General features: G+C 72.6%; 15 protein-coding genes. 6 read left to right on the plus strand and 9 right to left on the minus strand.

What is annotated here, in order from left to right; translation table 11 throughout:
• Positions 1 to 468: 468 nt before the first annotated feature.
• A complete protein-coding gene (locus EV371_RS03445; RefSeq protein ID WP_101367233.1) occupies positions 469 to 1,161 on the plus strand; it encodes a Crp/Fnr family transcriptional regulator in 693 nt (230 codons plus the stop codon).
• 146 nt (positions 1,162 to 1,307) lie between these two features.
• Here the strand turns inward: EV371_RS03445 and EV371_RS03450 are convergent, their stop codons facing one another.
• Entirely contained in the window at positions 1,308 to 1,505 is a 198-nt protein-coding gene (locus tag EV371_RS03450) for a hypothetical protein (RefSeq protein WP_130460759.1), read from the minus strand.
• Between the two features lie 250 nt (positions 1,506 to 1,755).
• Between EV371_RS03450 and EV371_RS03455 the strand changes: the two genes are divergently transcribed.
• Entirely contained in the window at positions 1,756 to 5,313 is a 3,558-nt protein-coding gene (locus EV371_RS03455; RefSeq protein WP_130460760.1) for an adenylate/guanylate cyclase domain-containing protein, read from the plus strand.
• A 71-nt stretch (positions 5,314 to 5,384) separates the two neighbouring features.
• On the opposite strand, the gene EV371_RS03460 is transcribed toward EV371_RS03455, so the two are convergent.
• On the minus strand, positions 5,385 to 6,116 hold the full coding sequence (locus tag EV371_RS03460; RefSeq protein ID WP_130460761.1) for a 1-acyl-sn-glycerol-3-phosphate acyltransferase: 732 nt from the start codon (positions 6,114 to 6,116) through the stop codon (positions 5,385 to 5,387).
• 256 nt (positions 6,117 to 6,372) lie between these two features.
• Here EV371_RS03460 and EV371_RS03465 point away from each other — a divergent pair, with 256 nt between their 5' ends.
• Complete coding sequence (locus EV371_RS03465; protein ID WP_130460762.1) at positions 6,373 to 7,224, plus strand: DUF308 domain-containing protein; 852 nt, start codon at positions 6,373 to 6,375, stop codon at positions 7,222 to 7,224.
• A 163-nt stretch (positions 7,225 to 7,387) separates the two neighbouring features.
• Complete coding sequence (locus EV371_RS03470) at positions 7,388 to 8,800, plus strand: trehalose-6-phosphate synthase (RefSeq protein WP_130460763.1); 1,413 nt, start codon at positions 7,388 to 7,390, stop codon at positions 8,798 to 8,800.
• 90 nt (positions 8,801 to 8,890) lie between these two features.
• Here EV371_RS03470 and EV371_RS03475 read toward each other — a convergent pair whose 3' ends face one another.
• From EV371_RS03475 to EV371_RS03505, 7 genes are all read right to left on the minus strand, one after another.
• Positions 8,891 to 9,697 (minus strand): alpha/beta fold hydrolase, encoded by an 807-nt coding sequence (locus EV371_RS03475; protein WP_130460764.1) that lies wholly within the window; start codon positions 9,695 to 9,697, stop codon positions 8,891 to 8,893.
• A complete protein-coding gene (locus EV371_RS03480; protein WP_130460765.1) occupies positions 9,694 to 11,094 on the minus strand; it encodes an NAD(P)-binding domain-containing protein in 1,401 nt (466 codons plus the stop codon). The genes EV371_RS03475 and EV371_RS03480 overlap by 4 nt, the downstream gene beginning before the upstream one ends.
• Before the next feature lie 138 nt (positions 11,095 to 11,232).
• Entirely contained in the window at positions 11,233 to 13,269 is a 2,037-nt protein-coding gene (locus tag EV371_RS03485) for an alpha-L-arabinofuranosidase C-terminal domain-containing protein (RefSeq protein WP_130460766.1), read from the minus strand.
• Between the two features lie 100 nt (positions 13,270 to 13,369).
• Complete coding sequence (locus tag EV371_RS03490) at positions 13,370 to 14,095, minus strand: endonuclease/exonuclease/phosphatase family protein (RefSeq protein ID WP_349338589.1); 726 nt, start codon at positions 14,093 to 14,095, stop codon at positions 13,370 to 13,372.
• A 48-nt stretch (positions 14,096 to 14,143) separates the two neighbouring features.
• The gene (locus EV371_RS03495; RefSeq protein WP_130460767.1) at positions 14,144 to 15,091 is read right to left on the minus strand and encodes an ROK family glucokinase; all 948 of its coding nucleotides are present in this window, start codon (positions 15,089 to 15,091) and stop codon (positions 14,144 to 14,146) included.
• Positions 15,092 to 15,198: 107 nt separating this feature from the next.
• Positions 15,199 to 16,377 (minus strand): DNA polymerase III subunit gamma/tau domain-containing protein, encoded by a 1,179-nt coding sequence (locus tag EV371_RS34055; protein ID WP_486484462.1) that lies wholly within the window; start codon positions 16,375 to 16,377, stop codon positions 15,199 to 15,201.
• A gap of 58 nt (positions 16,378 to 16,435) precedes the next feature.
• The gene (locus EV371_RS03505; protein ID WP_130460768.1) at positions 16,436 to 16,891 is read right to left on the minus strand and encodes an SRPBCC family protein; all 456 of its coding nucleotides are present in this window, start codon (positions 16,889 to 16,891) and stop codon (positions 16,436 to 16,438) included.
• A gap of 161 nt (positions 16,892 to 17,052) precedes the next feature.
• Here EV371_RS03505 and EV371_RS03510 point away from each other — a divergent pair, with 161 nt between their 5' ends.
• Positions 17,053 to 18,867, plus strand: coding sequence for an AMP-binding protein (locus tag EV371_RS03510; RefSeq protein WP_130460769.1), 1,815 nt, complete (start codon positions 17,053 to 17,055; stop codon positions 18,865 to 18,867).
• Between the two features lie 14 nt (positions 18,868 to 18,881).
• Entirely contained in the window at positions 18,882 to 20,576 is a 1,695-nt protein-coding gene (locus tag EV371_RS03515) for a histidine kinase (RefSeq protein WP_130460770.1), read from the plus strand.
• Position 20,577: the final 1 nt, after the last annotated feature.

Below are 20,577 nucleotides of genomic sequence, written 5' to 3' on the forward strand. Positions count from 1 at the left end.
CCGCCGTACGGGAATCGGGGGTGGAATTTCCACCATTCGGCGCCGGCCGCGCCCGGTCGGGGTACTGCGCGGACAAGGTCGGCGTGGTGATCGTTCAAGTGTCGGCGATCAACACGCCGTCCCTGTCGGCCCGATCGGCGCCCCCACGCCGATCGTGGCCGGGTCCACCGCGGCCGGCCAGCGGGACTTGCTCGCCTCCGGCCGGTCGCGGCTTCCCGCGCCCCCACGCATCCGCCACGCCCCCGTACGGTCCCCACCCAGTGGCGGATCTGACACCAGAATGCCCGCAGGTCAGCAGCAGAACTGTCACAGAAGTGATTTGAGGGGTGTACAGCAAGCGACACGACCGTCATGATCTGATGTGTACCGCTACCGGACCCTACCGGTATCAGTTTCACCTTGCTTCTCCGGTCGGTTGCGGGTCGATCGAGAGCAAAACTGGGATATTTACCGGGGAGGGGTTGAGCCGTGGAGGTTCGCCTGCCTGAGCCGGGCGACGCCCTCACGGGCGTCGACATGTTCGCCGGCCTTGAGCCAGAGGTGCGCCAACGGGTGATCGCCGCGGCGGTGCCGCGCACCTATCGCAAGGGGCAGCTGCTGTTCGTCGAGAACGATCCCGGCGAGTCTCTGATCGTCCTGCGCCGGGGGGCGGTCGCGGTGTTCCGCACCGCGCCGACGGGCGAGCGTGCCGTGCTCAACGTCATCCGCCCGCCGGACGTACTCGGCGAGGTGTCCCTACTGGACGCCTCCACCCGATCGGCGTCCGCCGAGGCGATCGAGGACTGCACCGCCCTGGCGCTGTCCCGGGGCGCGTTCATGGAGCTGGTGCACTCCAATCCGCGGATCCTGGACGCGGTGATGCGGTCGCTGGGCGGGCTGATCCGCCGACTGACCGAGCAGAACGCCGATCACGTCTTCCTCGACCTGCCCGGCCGGGTCGCCAAGACGCTGGTCCGGCTGGCCGGCGAGAGCCAGGCGCCGATGATCACCATCGAGCTCAACCAGAGCCAGCTGGCCGAGATGGCCGGCGGCTCGCGGCAGAGCGTCAACCAGGCCATCGGGTCGTTCGCCAGCCGGGGCTGGCTGCGTACCGAGGGGCGGCGGATCGTGGTGACCGATGTGGCGGCGTTGCGCCGCCGCGCCGGCATGGCCGAGCGCTGACCCACCCACCGGCCGGACCGCACCGAGCACCCCGGACACGACGGGGAACCGACGACACGACGAGCAACCCGGACACGACGGCGGGCGTCCCGGAGCCGGAGTACGGCCTCCGGAACGCCCGGGTCAGGTGCCGGGCGCCGGGAGGATCAGGTCGCCCCGGGCCAGTTGGTCGTGCTCTGGCTGCCTCCGCCGCCCGCTCCCGGCAGGTCGGCGTTCTCCCCGCCGACGATCCCGGCGGCCTGGAGCTTCGCCAGGGTGGCGGCGTCCACGTCGATCATGTCCCCAGAGGAGTGACCGACGCCGTCGCCGTCGGTCCACTCCTTCTCCAGTCGGACGTACACCATTGCCCATCTCCCTGATAACTCGTCGATCGGTAGGCGTCAACGACTGTATCTTGGATCACTATGGGTGGGAGTGTCCGCTAGCTAACAGCCCGGTTCCCGACACCGGGCCGGACACTCGATACTCGGCGGTGGCGCATTCCCCGCACACCCGACTCGCCGGCGGCCCGCCCAGCCTCCGGCCCGGCGGCCACGGCCGGGCGGCGCCGCCGGAGGTGGACAGCACGTCCCTTCGACGCGGTAGGAGGACGGCATCTCCGCTACCTGCACCAGATGCGGCCGGATCGCCGCCGCTGGCGACCGCTTCTGCGGCGGCTGCGGCACCGAGCTGACCCCGGCCTGCCCGCACTGTGACCAGCCACTGGCCGCCGATGCCGCGTTCTGCACGGCCTGCGGCAAGCCCCGACCGACCCAGCCCGCCCGGCCGGCCCCGATGAGCCAGGAGGACCGGCGGCGGGTCAGCGTACTCTTCGTGGACCTCATCGACTTCACCCCGTACGTCGAGCGGGCCGACCCGGAGCTGGTCCGGGGCATGCAGACCGCCTTCTTCTCGGCCGCCCGCCGGGTCATCGGTCAGTACGGCGGGGTGGTGGAGAAGTACATCGGCGACGCCGTGATGGCGATCTTCGGGGCGCCGGTGGCAACCGAGACCGACCCGTTGCGCTGCGTACGGGCGGGTCTGGAGTTGCAGCGGGTGCTGACCCGGTTCACCCCGACCGGCGCCGACCACCTGCGCTTCCGGGTGGGGGTGGCGACCGGCGAGGCGCTGGTCGACGTGGCCGCGGCCCGGGACGGCGGTCAGGCCATCGTGGCCGGTGACGTGGTGAACACCGCCTCCCGGATGCAGTCGGTGGCACCGCCCGGCGGGGTGCTCGTCTGCGGCACCACGTACGCGCTGACCCGGGACGCGGTCCGCTACTCCGAGCAGGCGCCGGTGACCCTGCGCGGACGCTCCTCGCCGACCGAGGTGTGGTTGGCGCTGGCCCCGGTCGACCGACAGCCGCCGGACCGGGAGCCGGACACCACCCCGCTGATCGACCGGGAGCACGAGCTGGGCCTGCTGGTCAACGCGTTGCACCGGTCGATGCGGGACCGGTTGCCGCAGATGGTGACGGTGCTCGGGCACGCCGGCATCGGCAAGAGCCGGCTGGTCCGGGAGCTGTTCCGGCACACCGAACGGCTCACCGACGAGCCGCTGACCTGGCGGGTCGGCCGGTGCCGGCCGTTCGGCGAGAACGTCACGTTCGCCGCGCTGGCCGACATCGTCAAGGCCGAGGCCGGGATCCTGGACACCGACCCGGCGCCGACCGCCACCCGCCGGCTGAAGTCGGCGCTGGTCGACCTGGTCGGGCCGGGCCCGGCGGACCGGTTGATGGACGCGCTGCGTCCGGTGGTCGGGCTGCCCGGGCCGACCCTGCCGGCCGAGGAGTCCGAGTCGGCGTGGCGACGGTTCCTGGTCGCGCTCGCCGCCCGCCAACCGACGGTGCTGGTCCTGGAGGACCTGCACTGGGCCGACCAGGCGATGCTGAACTTCGTCGAGCTGCTCGGGGCGTACGCGCAGAACGTGCCGCTGCTGCTGCTCTGCACCGCCCGTCCCGAGCTGGTCAACCGGGAACCGAGCTGGGCCGGCACCATCACCGGCTCGATGACCGTGACCCTGCCGCCGTTGCGGGACACCGGCATCGCCTCGCTCTACGGGCACATCTTCGGCCAGGCGGCCTTCTCGATCGACACCCTCAGCCCGCTGGTCGAGGTGGCCGACGGCAACCCGCTCTACGCCCACGAGTACGTCCGGATGCTGGTCGAGCAGGGTGCCCTGCGTCAGTCCGGCCGGGGCTGGTCGCTGGAGAAGCAGCACGACCTCGCGATGCCGGAGAGCGTGCACTCGGTGATCGCGAACCGGGTGGACCTGCTGGACGGACCCGACCGGATGGTGCTGCTGGCCGCCTCGGTGGTCGGCATGCAGTTCTGGCCGGGAGCCGTGGCCGCCGCCCTCGGCCAGCCGGTCGAGGCGGTGGAGCGGGCGCTGCGCCGGCTGGAGCAGCGGGACTTCGTGCACGAGCAGGCCAGCTCGGCGATGGCCGGCCAGCCGGAGTTCCGGTTCCGGCACGTGCTGGTCCGGGACGTCTGCTATCAGCGGCTCCCCCGGACCGAACGGGTCGCCCGGCACGACCGGACGGCGAACTGGCTGGACGACATGTCCCGGGGCCGGGACACCGACCTGGCCGAGGTGCTGGCCCACCACCGCTGGGCGGCGCACGAGATCGCGCACACCCTCGGGGTGGACACCGAGCGGTACGCCCCGCCGGCCCGGGATGCGCTGCACCGGGCGGCCCGGCGGGCGTACGCGCTGCACGCGCTCGACGCGGCGGCAAACCATGCCGGCCGGGCGCTCGGGCTGGCCGACGAGAGCGATCCGGTCGGCAGGCTACAACTGGAGCTGCTGCTCACCGAGATCTCGTACTTCCGCGACGGCACCGCCTTCCTGGCCGCCGGCGGCACCGACCAGTTGCACGCGCTGGCCGACCGGCTATACGCGTACGACGAGCCGGGCGGTGCGGCCCGGGCCTGGACGCTGCTCGGCAAGGCCGCCTGGCTGCGGGCCGACCGGGCCGAGGCACTGTCCTGCCTGGACCGGGCCGTCGAGCTGTTCGACGCGCTGCCGGACACCGCGCAGAAGGCGGACGCCTACGCCGAGCTGGGCCGGCTGCACATGCTCAACTACGAACGCGACCCGGCGGTGGCCGCGGCCGGCGCGGCGGCCGACATCGCCGAGCGGCTCGACCTGGTCGAGACCCAGACCGACGCCCGGATCACCGTGGCGACCGCCCGCTACCAGTCCGGCGACCGCGCCGGGCTGGACGAGCTGCACGCCATCCTCCGGTTCTGTCAGGACTCCCAGCTCGTCGTCATGCCCCGGGTGGTGCGCAACCTCTCGCACGTGATGCGGGAGGAGGGCGACTGGATCCGCGCCGACGAGTTGGTCGCCTCCTGCCCCGCGCTGGCCCAGGCCGAGGCGCTCTCCACCGGCGGCTCGGCGGAGGCGGTGCGGGCGTACTACGAGGGCGACATCGGCCGGCTGCTGACCGTGGCCGACGGCTTCGTGGGCACCCCGGCCGGTCGCTGGGACATGCAGGTCCGGGGGATGCGGGCGTACCTGCGGGTGCTGCGTGCCGAGCCGGTGCCGGGCGGAACACCCGCCGGTCGCCGCCCCGGGGTGGCCGCATCCGACGACGTGACGGACGCCCTGGTGACCGCCCGGCGCAGTGGCTTCCACCGGCTGCACTGGAACATGCTCGGCCTGGGCGCGCTCTGCCGGGCCCTGCAGGGGCGTACCCGGGAGGCGGCGGCGCTGCTCGACGAGCTGGCCGGGTCGTGGGCGCCGGTGCCGGCGCTGGCCAGCGGGGAGTGGATCCCGGCCGCCTCGTACGCGGCCGCACTCACCGGTCGGGACTCGGCGGTACGCGTCCGGGGCATGCTGGACGCGGTCACCCACTCCACGCTCTGGGTCGAGGCGGCGCTGCGTACCGTGACCGCCGCGCTGGCCGGCGCGGACGGCGACCATGCCCGGGCCGGGCAGCTCTACACGGCTGCGGCGGAGAGCTACGCGCAGATCCCGGACGTGACCGACCGGATGTTCGGGCTGGCGCTCGCCGCGGGTGAGCTGACGCGGGCCGGCGACGACTCCGCCGCCGAGGCGGCGCTGGCCGAGGTGCGCGGCTTCGCGCTGCGCAACCGGGTGCCCGGCCTGCTCCGGCTCGGCCACACCCCGCCCGCGCCAGGCGCCGGCACCCCGATGCTCGCCTGCTGACGCCGGCCGTCGACCCGACCGACCCGCCCGTCAGGCAGCGCCAGTCGGGCGTCAGGCAGCCAGTCGGGGCGTCAGGCAGCCAGCGGGCCGGCGGACGAGTCGGTGGCCAGCTTGCCGGCGGCCGCCGTCGGTTGCTGGTTCTTGACCTTCTGGGCGTAGATGTCGACGTACTCCCGGCCGGAGAGCTCCATCAGCTCGTACATGATCTCGTCGGTGATCGCCCGCTCGACGAACCGGTCCCCGGACATGCCGGCGTACCGGGAGAAGTCCAGCGGCCGGCCGAACCTGATCTTCACCCGCTTGATCCTCGGCAGCAGCTTTCCGGGCGGCTGGATCTCGTCGGCGTTCAGCATCACCACCGGGACGACCGGGGCGCCGCTCTCCAGCGCGAGCCGGGCCACCCCGGTCTTGCCGCGATAGAGCCGGCCGTCCGGCGAGCGGGTCCCCTCCGGGTAGATCCCCGCCAGATTGCCGGCCCGCAGCACCTTGAGCTGGGTGTCCAGCGCCGCCTGCGCGGCCCGCCCGCCGGAGCGGTCCACCGGGATGGTGCCGGTACCCACGAAGAACATCCGCACCAGCGCGCCCTTCAGCCCTCTGCCGGTGAAGTATTCGGCCTTCGCCACGAAGGTCACTTTTCGCTTGACCATCAGCGGCATGAAGATCGAGTCGGAGAACGACAGGTGGTTGCTGGCGATGATCGCCGGACCGGAGTCGGGCACGTTCTCCCTCCCCTCGACCTGTGGCCTGAAGATCAACTTCAGCCACGGCCCGAGGATGACGTACTTCATCAGCCCGTACAGCACCGGTGTCCTTCCCGAGAGTCCCGCGCGTCCCCACGTCGGCCGCCGAGGCGGGGCACGGACACGGTACGCGTCGGGGCGCCGTCGACGGCCGCGGGCGGGAACTGTCGGCAAGAAGCCTACGAAGCGGGTACGCCGCGCCACAACGCACTCCCGCAACCCGTGCCCGCCGTGTCACGATTCATTGCACGGCACAATCGGCGCAGCGGCGGTCGGCAACACGGTCGCCCGCGTCACGGGCCGGTAGGGAGGGTGTCGGGTGTCAGCGGGTGGCGCCCGCCGGGGACGGCGGGACAACGGGCTGGAGGCGACGGAGTACGCCGTCGCCGGCGACGTGGACCCGCGGCTGGGCGAGCACCTGCTCGACGTGCTGGCGGCGGGCGGCATCGCCGCCTACCTGCAACCCTCGGCCGACCTGAACCCGGTGACCCGGACCACCACGGTGCCGCCCCGGCCGGTGGACCGGCTGTACGTCGACCGCAGCTTCCTGGCCACCGCCAAGGACTACCTGACCCAGCTCGCCGACGAGGACCCCCCGAGCCAGCCACCGGCGCCCCGACCCGACCCCGACCCGGACGTGGAGGCGGAGTGGGCCCGGATCATCGCCGGCTACCACACCGAGGTCGCGGCGGACTCCCGGTCCTGGCCCGCCGCCGAGGACGTCGCCGTCGGCGAGTCGACGGACCGGGCCGCCGGGACGGCGACCACCCGGCCGGGCCCGGACCTGCCCGGGCCGGCCGACCCGGGCGTACGCCGGCTGCCGTCCGCGACCGAGTTCTCCGGGATCTCGGTCGGCGGCCGGGCCGACGACCCGTCACTGCTCGACGGGCTGGACACCTTCGGCGCGGACCTGCCGGACGACCCGGAGGAACGCTACGTACCGCCGCCACCGCCACCGCTGCCCCGGCTCTCGAAGTACGCCGTGGTCGGGGTGCTGGCCATCGTCGCCGGCTTCACGCTCTTCCTCTTCCCGCACCTGCTGCCGATCGACCGGGGCCTGGTCACCCTGCTCGGCTTCGCCGGCATCCTCGGCGGCTTCGTCACGCTGGTCTGGCGGCTGCGGCCGGGCAACGACGAGGACGACGACCCCGACGACGGTGCGGTGGTCTGACCCGCGCCGTCCAGATCGCGAGATTCATCACCGGGTGGAGGCAAGGCGTAACACTCGCGTAATTTCGCCTCAGTAGGAATACTGCTGTAAGTTACGTACCCCTCACGACTGCCCCGATCGCTCCTATTCGCGGTGGTCGCCTCGCCCGGAACGAGGTGCCCGATTGCGACAGAGTTCCCTCGTGGTGGTGGCCAACCGGCTGCCCGTAGACGACAGCGTGGCGCCGGACGGCGCCTGTGAATGGCGCCGCAGTCCCGGTGGACTGGTCAGCGCCCTGCACCCCCTGCTCCAACACACCCCGGCCACCTGGGTGGGCTGGGCCGGCGGCACCGGCCCCGCCCCCATGCTCGCCGACATCGACGGCGTACGCATGCACACCGTCGCGCTGGCCCGCGACGACGTACGGGACCATTACGAGGGCTTCGCCAACTCGACGCTCTGGCCGCTCTACCACGACGCGGTGGAGCAGCCGGTCTACCACCGTCGCTGGTGGGAGGCGTACCAGCGGGTCAACCAGCGGTTCGCCGAGGCCGCCGCGGAGGCCGCCGAGCCGGGCGCAGTGGTCTGGGTGCAGGACTACCACCTGCAACTCGTACCCGGACTGCTGAGGACGATCCGCCCCGACCTGCGGATCGGCTTCTTCATGCACGTGCCGTTCCCGCCACCGGAGCTGTTCATGCAGCTCCCCCGCCGCGCCGAACTGCTGCTCGGGATGCTCGGCGCCGACCTGGTCGGCTTCCAGCGCCCGCAGGCGGCGCACAACTTCGCCCAGCTCGCCACGAAGGTGCTCGGGCTGGCCGCCACCGACCGGCGGATCGCCGTCGACGACCGGGTGGTGCGGATCGGTGCGTTCCCGGTTTCCATCGACATGGCCGAGATGGAGGCGTTGGCCGGCTGCCCGGACGTGGCCGCCCGGGCCGCCCGGATCCGGCGAGACCTCGGCGACCCCCAGCACGTACTGCTCAGCGTCGACCGGATGGACTACACCAAGGGCATCGAGCAGCGGCTGAAGGCGTACAGCGAACTGCTGGCCACCGGACACGTCAAGGTGCGGGACACCGTGATGGTGCAGGTCGCGGTCCCGAGCCGGGAGCGGGTCGAGCAGTACCAGATCCTCCGCGAGCGGGTCGAGCGCGAGGTCGGCCGGATCAACGGCGAGTTCGGGCGGGTCGGCGAACCGGCGATCCACTACCTCACCCAACCGTTCGACCGGGCGGAGCTCGCCGCGCTCTACCGGGCCGCCGACATCATGGCGGTGACCCCGCTGCGGGACGGGATGAACCTGGTCGCCAAGGAGTACGTGGCGGCCCGGGTCGACAACGGCGGAGCCCTGCTGCTCAGCGAGTTCGCCGGTGCCGCCGCGGAGTTCCCGGAGGCGTTCCTGGTCAATCCGCACGACCTGGAGGGGCTCAAGCTGACCCTGATGCACGCGCTCCAGGCCATCCCGGCCGACCTGACCGCCAGGATGACCGCGATGCGCGAGCAGCTGCGGGTGAACGACATCCAGGCCTGGGCCCGGTCCTACCTGACCGCACTCGACCAGAGCGGCAACCTGCTGCAACGCATCACCACCTGACCCGCCCCGCACGAGGCGCCCCATGATCCGGTGGTTGGGCTCGCCGGAGCGCGCCGAACGCTACTGGATCATGGGGCGCCGGGTGGGTGGTCAGGCGGCGGGGTTCTTGTCGAGCCAGTCGAGGATCGCGTCGATCGGCTCCCGCCACCGGGCGTCCAGCATCATGTCGTGCCCCATCCCGGGGAAGAGCAGCGGGGCGACGCCGTACCGGCCGGCCGCCCGGGTCAGCGCCGCCGGCGGCACCACCCGGTCGTCGGGGCTACCGACCACCAGCACCGGCGGGTTGCCCACCGCCGGCTCGACCGACCGCTGCCAGAGCAGCTGCCACTGGGCCCGGGCGGAGGCGCGACCGAGCCGGGCAGTGTATTCCCGGGCCGCCGCGTCCGGCAGCTCCCGGCTGAACAACTGCCGGTGGTGCAGTCGCAGCCGCCCGCCGAAGACCGCCGGCAGCGTCCCGACGGGGTTGCGCAGCAGCGCGGTGCCCAGGGTGCGCCAGCCGCCGAAGACCGGCGCGAGCAGCACACCGGCCCGGGCCGGATAGCGGGCCAGCGCGTGTGCCACCACGAGCGCGCCGGCACCGTGCCCGACCAGCACCGCCTGCCGGTCCAGGCCCGTGGCCACCTGGACCACGTCGTGCGCGTACGCCCGCAGCGTCGCATCCGGCGCCGGCCCGCTGCCGCCGTGCCCGCGCAGGCTGACCGCGTGCGCCGGAAACGCCCGCGACGCGGCGTGTTCGAGCCAGTGCTCGGCGAACGCCCACGCCCCGTGCCCGAATCCGGGTACGAACAGCAGTGGCGGCTTGCCCTCCGGCGCCTCCGGCGTGGCGGCGCGTACCTCACGGAACACCGCCGGCACCGGACGGGTCCAGTCCCGCACCCGTACGACCCGGGTCTTCACGCCGCCACCTCCATCTCGTCCAGGGTGCGCTGCAACACGCGCAGGTAGTCGATGTGCCCGATCTCGAACCAGTGCCGGGTGCTCTCCTTCACCTTGGCGGAGTGCCACCGGTTGCCGGCCTCGGCATCGATCCGGGCCGCGAAGGAGCGGGCCCGATCCGGCGCCGTCTCGCGCAGCCGGAGCCAGCGGGCGATCACCACGGTCTGCCAGTGCACCAGCGGCAGCAGGCCGGAATCCGCCTGGAGCAGGCCGGCCACGGCCAGCGTCGGATGCCGCCGCGGAAAGGCGTTGAGGTAGAGGGCCGGCCGGCCCGCCGCGTCGGTGCCGAGCAGCTCCGGCGCGAGGAACTCGAAGCGCGGCAGGTAGCCGGTGGCGAAGACGACCAGGTCCGGCTCGATCTCCTCTCCGTCGACCAGGGTCACGCTGTTGCGGCGGAACCGGCCAACGTCCGGCACCGGCGTGATCGACCCGTGCCCGAGCTGGTGGACGAGGTGGCTGTTCACGATCGGATGGGTCTCGAAGACCCGGTGGTCGGGGCGGGGCAGCCCGAACCGGGTCAGGTCACCGACGGTCAGGTTCAGCATCCGGTGGAACAGCCACTGCCGTAGCCGCAGCGGCAGCCGGAACGGGACCAGGGAGTCGTTGACCTGGTCGGCCGGGCGCCCGAAGGCGTACTTCGGGGCGTACCAGTAGCCGCGCCGGGTGGAGTGCCAGCACTTCGCCGCCTGCTGGCCGGCTTCGACCGCGATGTCACAGCCGGTGTTGCCGGCCCCGACCACCAGCACCCGCTTGCCACGGATCTGGGTCGCGTCCTTGTACGCCGAGGCGTGGATCACCTTGCCCCGGAACTCCTCCAGCCCCTCGTACGAGGGCATCTTCGGTGCCCAGTTGTGCCCGTTCGCCACCACCACCGCCGCGTACCGGGAGGTGCGCTCGGCGCCGTAGCCGCCGGTGCTGCGGGTGGTGACGTCCCAGCGGTCCCCGTCGGCCGGCTCGACCCGGACCACCTCGGTGCCGAACCAGATGTGCGGCCGCAGGTCGAAATGGTCGGCGTAGTGCTCCAGATAGGACAGCAACTGGCTGTGGTGCGGATAGTCCGGCCAGCTGTCCGGCATCGGGAAGTCGGGATATTCGGTCAGCGGGCGGGACGAGATGAGGTGGGTGCTGGCGTAGACCGGGCTGCGGTCGTGCCGCCAGTTCCAGGCCCCGCCGACCCCGGTCTCCCGTTCGTAGCAGTCGACGCCGAAGCCGTACTCCTTCAGGTTCTTTATCGCGGTGAGGCCGCTGGCCCCGGCGCCGATCACGCAGACGGTGCCGGCCCGGTCGTAGACCGGGCGCCCGTCCCGCCAGAGGGTCGCGGCCGGGCCGTTGCTCTCCTGGTCACTGAAGGTGGACACCGACGAGTCTCCTTTTGTCCGGCACGAGTGCCGACGTGCGGGGGAATCCTCTCGGCTGCCGTCGCCCTTGTCCAGCCCAACGCGCGCGGTCGCCCGGTACGTACCACCCCGGCGGGGACCGGCCGCGCCTCCGGCGTGTCAGGCTCGCGGCAGCTTGAGCAGGGTTATCGAGTACGGCGGAAAGGTCGTGTTGAAACCGTCGGCGTCCACCGGGACGGTGGACCGGGCCATGGTGACCGCGTTCGGTGTCTGCGCGTCGTTGTGCGCGGTGAAGTCGGCGGGTGCCACCTGGCGCACCTCGGCGGTGCCGTTGCCGGTGAAGCCGTTGACCACGACCCGGGCGGTGACCGCGTCACCGGCCGTCGGCGACCGGTTGACCACCATCAGGTAGACGGCGCCGGCCGGGTCACGCGTCGCGGTGACCCAGAGCTTGTGGTACTTCTCCCGGCACCGCGCCGGGGCGTTCGCGTCACACAGCTCCGTGTCGGACGGATCCCGCATCGAGTCGACGGCGATCGAGTGCCGGATCCAGCTGCCGCGGGACTCGAACATCGGCTTGACGGCCTCCCGGGCGACCGCCTCGGCGGAGTAGACGAACCCGCTGTTCGGCGGGCCGAGCAACGTGTACCAGCCGTGCGAGGAGAAGTCGTTGCCCAGCGCCCACGGGATGCCCATCTCCAACCAGCTGATCCACTGGGTGGCCATGTAGAGCGCGTGCGTCATCGAGTGCGCGTACTCGGGGAAGGGGTTGTCCTGGTCGGGTCCCCAGAGCGCGCCGTACTCGGAGACCGCGACGTACGGGTGGGGCGTACCGGTGTGCGCGTCGACCGCCCCGCGCACGTCGACCATCTGCTCACTCTGGTCCCAGGCGCTGAGCATGTGCCAGTCGTGTGCCTCCAGCGGGCTGTCCCAGTCAGCCCTGCCCTGCGCCTTGAAGTTCGTGTACGGGTGCATGGCGAGGCAGTCGTACCTGCTGCCCGCCGGGGCCAGCTTGCGGAACCAGTCCGGGAAGTTCGCCGCCCCCCAGGTGGCGCAGACGCTGATCTTCGGGTCGACGGCCTTCATCTTGCGGTAGAAGTCGACGAAGCCGAGGTGGGTGGAGGTGTAGTCGGCGACCACGGAGGCCCCGCTCGGCGGGATCGCCCCGTGCCGACCGTCGCCGAAGGCCACCTCGCCGATGTGCGGACGCAGCGTGTAGACCCGGTCGGTCGGCCCGGCCGTGTCCAGGCTGTCCACCCGGCGCCAGGTGGTGCCGCCGACGCGGAGCGTGAACGTGCCCACCACCACCGACGGGTAGGTGACGTTGAAGATCTGGCCCGGGGTGCCGTCGCTGGGCACCGCCGCCGTCGAGCCCGTGCAGAGCTTGTTACCCGCGGCGTCGCGCAGCGTCAGCTTGCCCAGGCCCGCACCGGTGATCCGTCGGGTGCCCCCGTTGATGTACTGGGTGATGGCCTCCTTGACCGGCGTCGGGGAGCCCGCGGTGTTCTGCGCCATCCAGTACCGCTGGTTGGCGAGGTAGTGCTCGTTGCCGAGCTCGAAGTGGGTCACCCGGTACGGCTCGGGATGCCCGTTCGCCTTGCGTACCTCGGCCCAGTCGATGTCGCCGTTGGGGTTGACCCCGTCGCCGGAAGGCGTGTTCAGGTACTCCACCAGGTCGGCCGCGTCGAACGGGTTGCCGATGGTCATCGGCACCATGACCTGGGTCTCCGCGCCGACCGCCGCCGCGAACCGCATGTGCTCGTCCAGCCCGTACGACGGGCTGCGGGCCGGCAGCACATCGTCGGCGGGATCGGCCAGCACGCCGAGGGTGCTCGCCCGGCCGTCCCGCTGGCACATCCGGTTCTGGCCGATCGTGCCCTTCCACCAGACGGTGTTGCCGACGGTGCCACCGGGCCAGCGGAGCAGGCTCATGCCCATCGCCCGGGCCTTGGCCACGACGTCCGGGACCGGCGCTCCGGCCGCCGCGTCCCACACCCCGTAACCGTCGAAGGTGTACCGGTGGTTGGCACCGAAGAGGAGGGCGGGCACCTCCCCCCGGTCGTCGCCGCCACCACCCGCGTAGACGGTGATGGTCTCCGTCGCCGCGGCCGCCGGGCCCGGAACCACCACACCCGATCCGAACAGCACGACGAAGAGGGCAAAACCAACGGCGGCACGCGATCGGCGACGATTCACGCGGACAAGGTACTCCCATCGCGGGCTCTCGGACACCCGCCGGTAGGTGTCGGGGCGGCGGGTACGCGCCCGAGCACGATGCTCCGCACCCTGGTCTCGGTCAGCCGGCGGCCGGGAGCAGCAGGTCGGCGCGGATCGGAAAGTGGTCGCTGGCCCGCCGGGTCTGCTCGGTGTCCACCACGTCGTAGTCGAGGACACCGATCCGAGGGTCGACGAAGAGCGCGTCGATCCGGTCGCGCGGTTGCTGGCACGGGTAGGTGAACCGGGACTCGCCGCCGGCCACCACGGCCGCGTCGGTCAGCCCGTCGGCGACCGTACGCCAGGCGCCGCCGCCCGAGTTCTCGTTCAGGTCCGCCCCGACCACCACCGGCAGCCGCGTCGCGGCCAGCTCCTGCTTGAGGAGCAACGCCTGACCGGGCCGCTCGGCCGGGTCGGTGGAGAGGTGCGAGCCGGCCAGGGTGAACCGGGACGCCCCGACCCCGCACTCGGCGAAGACCGCACCGCGCATGTGCCGGCCCGGCGTCAGTGGAAACTGCCGGCACCAGGTCTGGTAGACCCGGACCCGGAGACTGGTCAGCAGCAGGTTGCCCAGGGCCGGCAGGCCGCCGCCCGCAACCACCAGACCGAGCCGGTCGGCCAGGGCCGCGCACCTGTGCCGCCAGCGGAACCGGCGCGGTGCCTCCTGCACGATCACCACGTCCGGGCGCAGCGCCCGGACCGCCTCGGCCAGCGCGTCGACGTCGTCCCGCTGGCCGTGCACGTTGTAGGAGAGCACCCGAAGGTGCACCGGTGACGCCTCCGCGCCGGAGGACTGCTGCTGACCCACGCCGTACCCCTTGCTCCGCTGCTGTTCCCCGGCCCGTGTGCCGCCCGGCTAGCGGCGCCGGGCCAGGTCTGCGGCGCCGACCATCCCGGCCGAGTTGCCCAGCTCGGCCGGGCGGATCTCGGCCACCGGAATTCTGGCACGCGCGGCCAGAGCCTCCAGATAGGAGCGACGGGTCGGGCCCATCAACAGGTCACCGGCCTCCACCACGCCCCCGCCGACCACCAGCACCTGCGGGTCCAGGATCTGCGCCATGTCGGCCAGCCCGGTACCGAGCCAGCGGCCGATCTGCGCGAACGCCGTACCGGAGACCGGATCGCCGGAGCGGGCGGCGGTGGTCACCATCGGCCCGCTGATCGCGTCCACGTCACCGCCGGCCAGGTCGAGCAGGATGGTGGCCCGGCCCGGCTCCTGCCGGGCACCGGCCCGGGCGAACCTGACCAGGGCGTTGCCGCTGGCGTACTGCTCGATGCAGCCGAGCCGGCCGCAGCCGCACACGTGGCCGTCCGGTACCGAGAGCATGTGCCCGAGTTCGGCGGCGATGCCGTGCGCGCCGCGCAGTAGCTCCCCGCCGAGCACGATGCCGCCGCCCACCCCGGTACCGATGGTGAACAGCACCATCGAGTCGTCGGCGTCCCGGGCCGCCCCGTACCGGAACTCCGCCCAGGCCGCGACGTTGGCGTCGTTCTCCACGATCACCGGCAGCCCGACGGCGTTGCCGACGAAGTCGCGCAGCGGCTCGTCCCGCCAGGCGAGGTTCGGGGCGAACAGCACGGTGGAGCGGGCGGCGTCGATCCAGCCGGCGGCTCCGATGCCGACCGCGGTCACCTCGTGCTCGGCCGCCAGCTCCTTGACGACCTCGACGATCACGTGGCGGGTCCCGGCCACGTCCTCGGCGGGAGTGTCCCGGCGTGTCTGCGCCCGCACCTCACCGTCGACGTCGACGACCCCGGCTGCCACCTTGGTACCCCCGACGTCGACTCCGATGGTCAGCGTCACCGAGCCGCTCCCCTCTGCCACACCGCACCCACGCGGTCACTGTCCCGCCACGCCACTGTCGCCGTACCGTGCCGGCCCGGTGGGCACCGGCGGACCCGGCCCGGCGGTCAGCCGTCCTGGCCGGGTGCGGCCTGCTCGCCGGAACCGGTGGCGACCGGTCCCGCCGGGGTCCGCGACGCGGGTACCGGTGGTCGACCGGCAGCCGTCGGCGCGTCGGGCCGGGCCGGTTCCGTCCCGGCCGGGGTCACCCGGTCCGGGCCGGCGGTCGTCCCGGTCTCCCGGGTTCCGGCCTGGGCACGGGTGGCGGCCGCCCAGACGTCGTCCGGTTCGTCCACCGGCCACGAATCATGCCTGGTGCTGGCCGCATCGCGCCACACTGTCTCCCGCCACCTGCCCGGCGCCTCGGTCGACCCGTCCCCGGGCGGGGTGGAGGGGCCGGCGGAATACTCCGGGCCGTCCCCGCTTTCGGCCTCCGGACCGACCACGGCGGTAGGACTCCCGGCGTCGTCGTCCCCGGCGTCGTCGTCCCCGGCGTCCCGGCCCGGGCCGGTGGTTCGGGCCGTACCGTCGCGGCGTCCGGTGGGGCCGGTGACCGAGGAGAGGGCGCGCAGCAGGCTGGCCAGCCCGGCCGCGAAGTCACCGGCGCCGGTGGCCAGCCGCTCGGCGAGTTCGGGACTCGGATCGCGCAGGGCGGCGATGGAGCGGCAGACCGGGCAGACGCAACATTCGGGATCGCCGGTGGCGAACCCGGCCCCGAACGGCGCTGCGGGTCCGGCCGACGCTTCAGGTCCGGCCGGTTCGGGCTCCGCCGCCGCTTCTGGCCCGGTCGCCGGTTGGGGCTGCGCCGTCGCTTCCGGCCCGGTCGCCGGTTGGGGCTGCGCCGTCGCTTCCGGCCCGGTCGCCGGTTGGGGCTGCGCCGTCGCTTCAGGCGTCGGTTCCGGTTCGGTCGCCGGTTGGGGCTCCGCCACCGCTTCGGGCGTCGGTTCCGGTTCGGGTTCCGCCGTTGCCCCGTGCGGGCGGGCCGCCCGGGGCGGGTCGGTGGGGGTCGGCTCGGGACGGTCCGCCGGTGGGGTGGCCGACCCCGGCCGGCCGGGTCGGGGCACCACCCCGGCCTGGTCCAGTACGTCGGAGATCACCTGCCCGAGCGGACCGAAGGCATTCGCCCGGTCCCGCGCCTGCGACGCGGCCGAGCGGGCCATCGCGAGCGCGGCGGCCACCAGCCGCTCGGCCTCGTCCCGGGCGGAACCCGGATCGGGCGCTCCGCCGTACGAACCCCTGTCTCCCATGATCGGCTCCTCTACGCCCGCCCCGCTCCGGGTGGGTCCGGCGCCCCACCCGATCCCGTCACCGCGTCCCGTTGAGAGTCTCCACCCGCCGCTTGAGCTGCGTCAGTGCGGCATCCATGATCATTTTCTCGGCCTTGCGCCGGAACATCCCCAGCATGCCGACCGAAAGCTCGACCTCCAGGGTGTAGGTCACCGTCGAGGTGCCGTCCCCGTTGTCCTCGATGTCGTACGAACCGTTCTGGACCTTCTGCATCCGCGAGGGCTCCACCAGGTGCCACTCGATCCGCGAGACGTCCTCGGCATACTCGTACGCCAGGGTGTACTCGTCGGTCATCACCGAGGCGTCCAGGACGAACCGAACCCTGGCCGGGTAACCGTCCTCGTACTCCTCGACCACCTCGACCCGCTTGACCGCGTCGGCCCACTCGGGATATCGCCGGAAGTCGCAGATCACCGCCGTCACCTGGGGCGGCGGCGCGGCGATCATGATGGACTGGGTGGAGGATTCCGCCATGCTCGGCAGGCTACCGCGCAACGGGGTGACTCCGGCTGACCGGCTCGACCCGTTCGTTCCCCCCGCCCACCTGGCCGGGCGGTCCGGGCCGGTCGAAGGTAGGTTGCGGGTAGTCCGACCGGCCAAGCTGGCCGAATCGCTACGAGCACGAGGGAGTGCAGGTGCGCGAGTTCTCGGTTCCCCCAGTGGTCACGGTCGGGGACGCGGCCAACCTCACCGACCCGGTCTGGGACAACGCCGAGGAGTCCCCGGACACCGTGCAGTTCGCCCGGCGGGCCGTCGACGCCGCCGGCCCGCGGGCCGGCTGGACCGACGTGACCTGCCGGCAGTTCCGCGACGAGGTGGTCGCCCTGGCCCGAGGGCTGATCGCCGCCGGGATCAACCCGGGCGACCGGGTCGGCCTGATGAGCCGCACCCGGTACGAGTGGACCCTGGTCGACTACGCGATCTGGGCGGCCGGCGGGGTGACCGTGCCGATCTACGACACCTCCAGCCCGGAACAGATCAACTGGATCCTCTCCGACTCCGGGGCCGTGGCCTGCGTGCTGGAGACCAACGGGCACGCGATGGCGCTGGCCGGGGTCCGGGACCAACTGCCGAAGCTGGAGCAGGTCTGGCAGATCGAGGTCGGCGGCCTCGACGAGCTGGTGGCGCTCGGCGAACGGGTCGACCCGGCCGAGGTCGACGTGCGGCGCCAGGGGGTCGGGGCGGCCGACATCGCCACCATCATCTACACCAGCGGCACCACCGGGCGCCCCAAGGGCTGCGTACTGACCCACCGGAACCTGCTCTCCGACATCCGCAACGCCATCCCGGTGCTGCCGAACCTCTTCAACGAGGGCGCCTCGACACTGCTCTTCCTGCCGCTGGCGCACTCGTTCGCCCGGCTGATCCAGCTCGGCGCGGTCCACGCCCGGGCCACCATGGCGCACTGCTCCGACCCGAAGAGACTCGTCGACGAACTGCAGGGGTTCAGACCGACCTTCGTGCTCTCGGTACCCCGGGTCTTCGAGAAGGTCTACACCGGCGCGGTGCAGAAGGCGACCGACGAGGGCAAGGGCAAGATCTTCGCCAGCGCCGAGCAGGTGGCAGTCGCGTACAGCCAGGCCCTGGACACCCCGTCCGGGCCGGGCCTGGGGCTACGGCTGCGGCACCGGGTCTTCGACCGGCTGGTCTACCGCAAGCTCCGGGCCGCGCTCGGCGGGCGCTGCCAGAACGCGATCTCCGGCGGAGCCCCGCTCGGCGCCCGGCTCGCGCACTTCTTCCGGGGCGTCGGGGTGCTGGTCTACGAGGGGTACGGCCTGACCGAGACCTCCCCGGCCGTGGCGGTGAACCTGCCCGGCGCCACCCGGATCGGCACCGTCGGCCGGCCCCTGCCGGGGGTGACCATCCGGATCGCCGACGACGGCGAGATCCTGATCTCCGGTGACGTGGTCTTCCAGGGCTACTGGAACAACCCCGAGGCGAGCGCCGAGGTGCTCGCCCCGGACGGCTGGTTCCACAGCGGTGACCTGGGCGAGCTGGACAACGACGGCTTCCTCACCATCACCGGGCGGAAGAAGGAGATCATCGTCACGGCCAACGGCAAGAACGTCGCCCCGGCCGTACTGGAGGACCGGATCCGGGCGCACCGGCTGGTCAGCCAGTGCATGGTGGTCGGCGACCGGCGGCCCTTCGTCGCCGCGCTCGTCACCGTCGACGAGGAGGCGCTGCCGGGCTGGCTGCGCGAGCGCGGCCGCCCGGACGGTACGCCGATCGGGGAACTCCGGGACGACCCGGAGCTGCGCGCCGAGATCCAGGCTGCCGTGGACGAGGCGAACCAGGCGGTGTCCCGGGCCGAGTCGGTCCGGCAGTTCCGGATCCTTCCCCGGGACTTCACGGAGGCGACCGGCGAGTTGACCCCGTCGATGAAGGTCAAGCGCCGCGTCGTGGAACAGACATACTCGACGGAAATCGCCGGGATATACGGCGACTGACTACCATCCGTCAGGTGCCCGCCTCGACCACCGGTCTTCCCCGTCCGCACCCGCTCGCGGCGGCGGCGCGGGTCGTCATGCTCGCGCTCGTCGCGGTGCTCACCCTGATCGCCACCCGGGAGCCCGGGCAACTGCGCTGGGTCGCCCTGCTCGCCGTCGCCGGCATCCCCGCGCTGGTCGCCCCCCGACACCGGATACTGGCCCCGCTCGGCCGGTTCGCCGAGGTCGTCCTGGTGGGCCTGGCCGCCGGCCAGATCGCCGCCGCGGCGCACATCGGTACCCCGATGCCCGGGGTCGGAGCCTCGGCGATCCTGCCCTACCTCGCCGTACCGCTCACCGTGGCGGCCCTGCAGCGGCGGGTCCGGGAGGGCATCGCGCTGGTCGTGGTCGCCGCGGTGACCCTGATCACCAGCGGCGCCCTCACGACCGGCGACGGCGGGCCGCAGATCAGCCAGGTCGGATATCTGACCGTGGCCGCCCAGTGGGTGATCCTGGCCGCGCTCGGTCTCTTCGCGGCGGGTTCCCTGCAACGGATGGTCCAGGCCCGCCAAGAGCCCCGGCCGCAGCCCTACACCGAGGCGACCCGACTGCTGACCCAGTTACGCAGCGTCGCTCGACAGCTACCCGGAGCCACTCTTGATCCGGGCAGCATCTCCGAGCACCTGATCGAGGAGTTGCGCGGGGTCACCCGGGCGGACCGGGCGGCGGTGCTCTCCGCCAGCGGGGGCGGCCGGCTGGTCGTGCTCGCCCAGGCCGGTGCGGACCGGGTCGACTGGGAGACGACGCTGGACGCCGACTCGGCCATCGCGGACGCCTGGGCGAGCCAGCAGCCCCAGACGGCACACCGGTCGCAGGCCCGCTCGCACCCCGGCGGCGAGGTGTCCGCACTGGTCGTACCGCTGGTCGCCGGGGTCCGCACGGTCGGCCTGGTGACCCTGGAGGCCGACGTGGCAGGCGCCTATCCGCCACCGGTGGTGGCCCGGGTCACCGCGCTGACCCGCCCGGCGGCGCTGCGGCTGGAGGCCGCGCTCCTCTTCGACGAGGTACGGTCGCTGGCCACCAACGAGGAGCGGCAGCGACTGGCCCGGGAGATCCATGACGGGGTGGCCCAGGAACTGGTGATGGTCGGCTACGGCATCGACAACGCCCTGGCCAGCCTCCCGGAGGAGGCCAGAGAGACCGGCGAGGAGCTCCGCGCCCTGCGTGGTGAGGTGACCCGGGTGATCACCGAGTTGCGGCTGAGCCTCTTCGAGCTGCGCAGCGAGGTCGACCGGCACGGCGGGCTCGCCGCCGCCATCGCCGAGTACGCCCGCACCGTCGGTGCCTCCGCCGGTCTGCGCGTGCACTACACCCTCGACGAGTCCACCGCCCGGCTGCCGGCGGCCACCGAGGCGGAGCTGCTGCGCATCGCGCAGGAGGCGATCACGAACGCCCGCAAGCACGCCGGAGCGTCGAACCTTTGGGTGACCTGTGCCGTGGATCCCCCATTCGCCCAGATTGAAGTGTCGGATGATGGTCAGGGCATTGCTGACCAGCGGCCCGATGGCAGGTATGGTCTTGCGATCATGGCGGAGAGGGCGGAACGTATCCGGGGCCGGCTAGAGATCAGTCCGCGACACCCCAGCGGCACGACGGTGGCAGTGGTGCTCGGAACCTCGCCCCGGCGCGATAACGTGCGCGATAGCGTCACCGCATCAGAAGGGGAGTAAC

It is taken from the genome of Plantactinospora sp. CNZ321 (assembly GCF_004217235.1).

Bases quoted from the DNA above. Each gene is read 5' to 3' on its own strand.
- EV371_RS03450 (WP_130460759.1), bottom strand. From the start codon at position 1,505: ATGGTGTACGTCCGACTGGAGAAGGAGTGGACCGACGGCGACGGCGTC.
- EV371_RS34055 (WP_486484462.1), bottom strand. From the start codon at position 16,377: ATGGGAGACAGGGGTTCGTACGGCGGAGCGCCCGATCCGGGTTCCGCC.
- EV371_RS03505 (WP_130460768.1), bottom strand. From the start codon at position 16,891: ATGGCGGAATCCTCCACCCAGTCCATCATGATCGCCGCGCCGCCGCCC.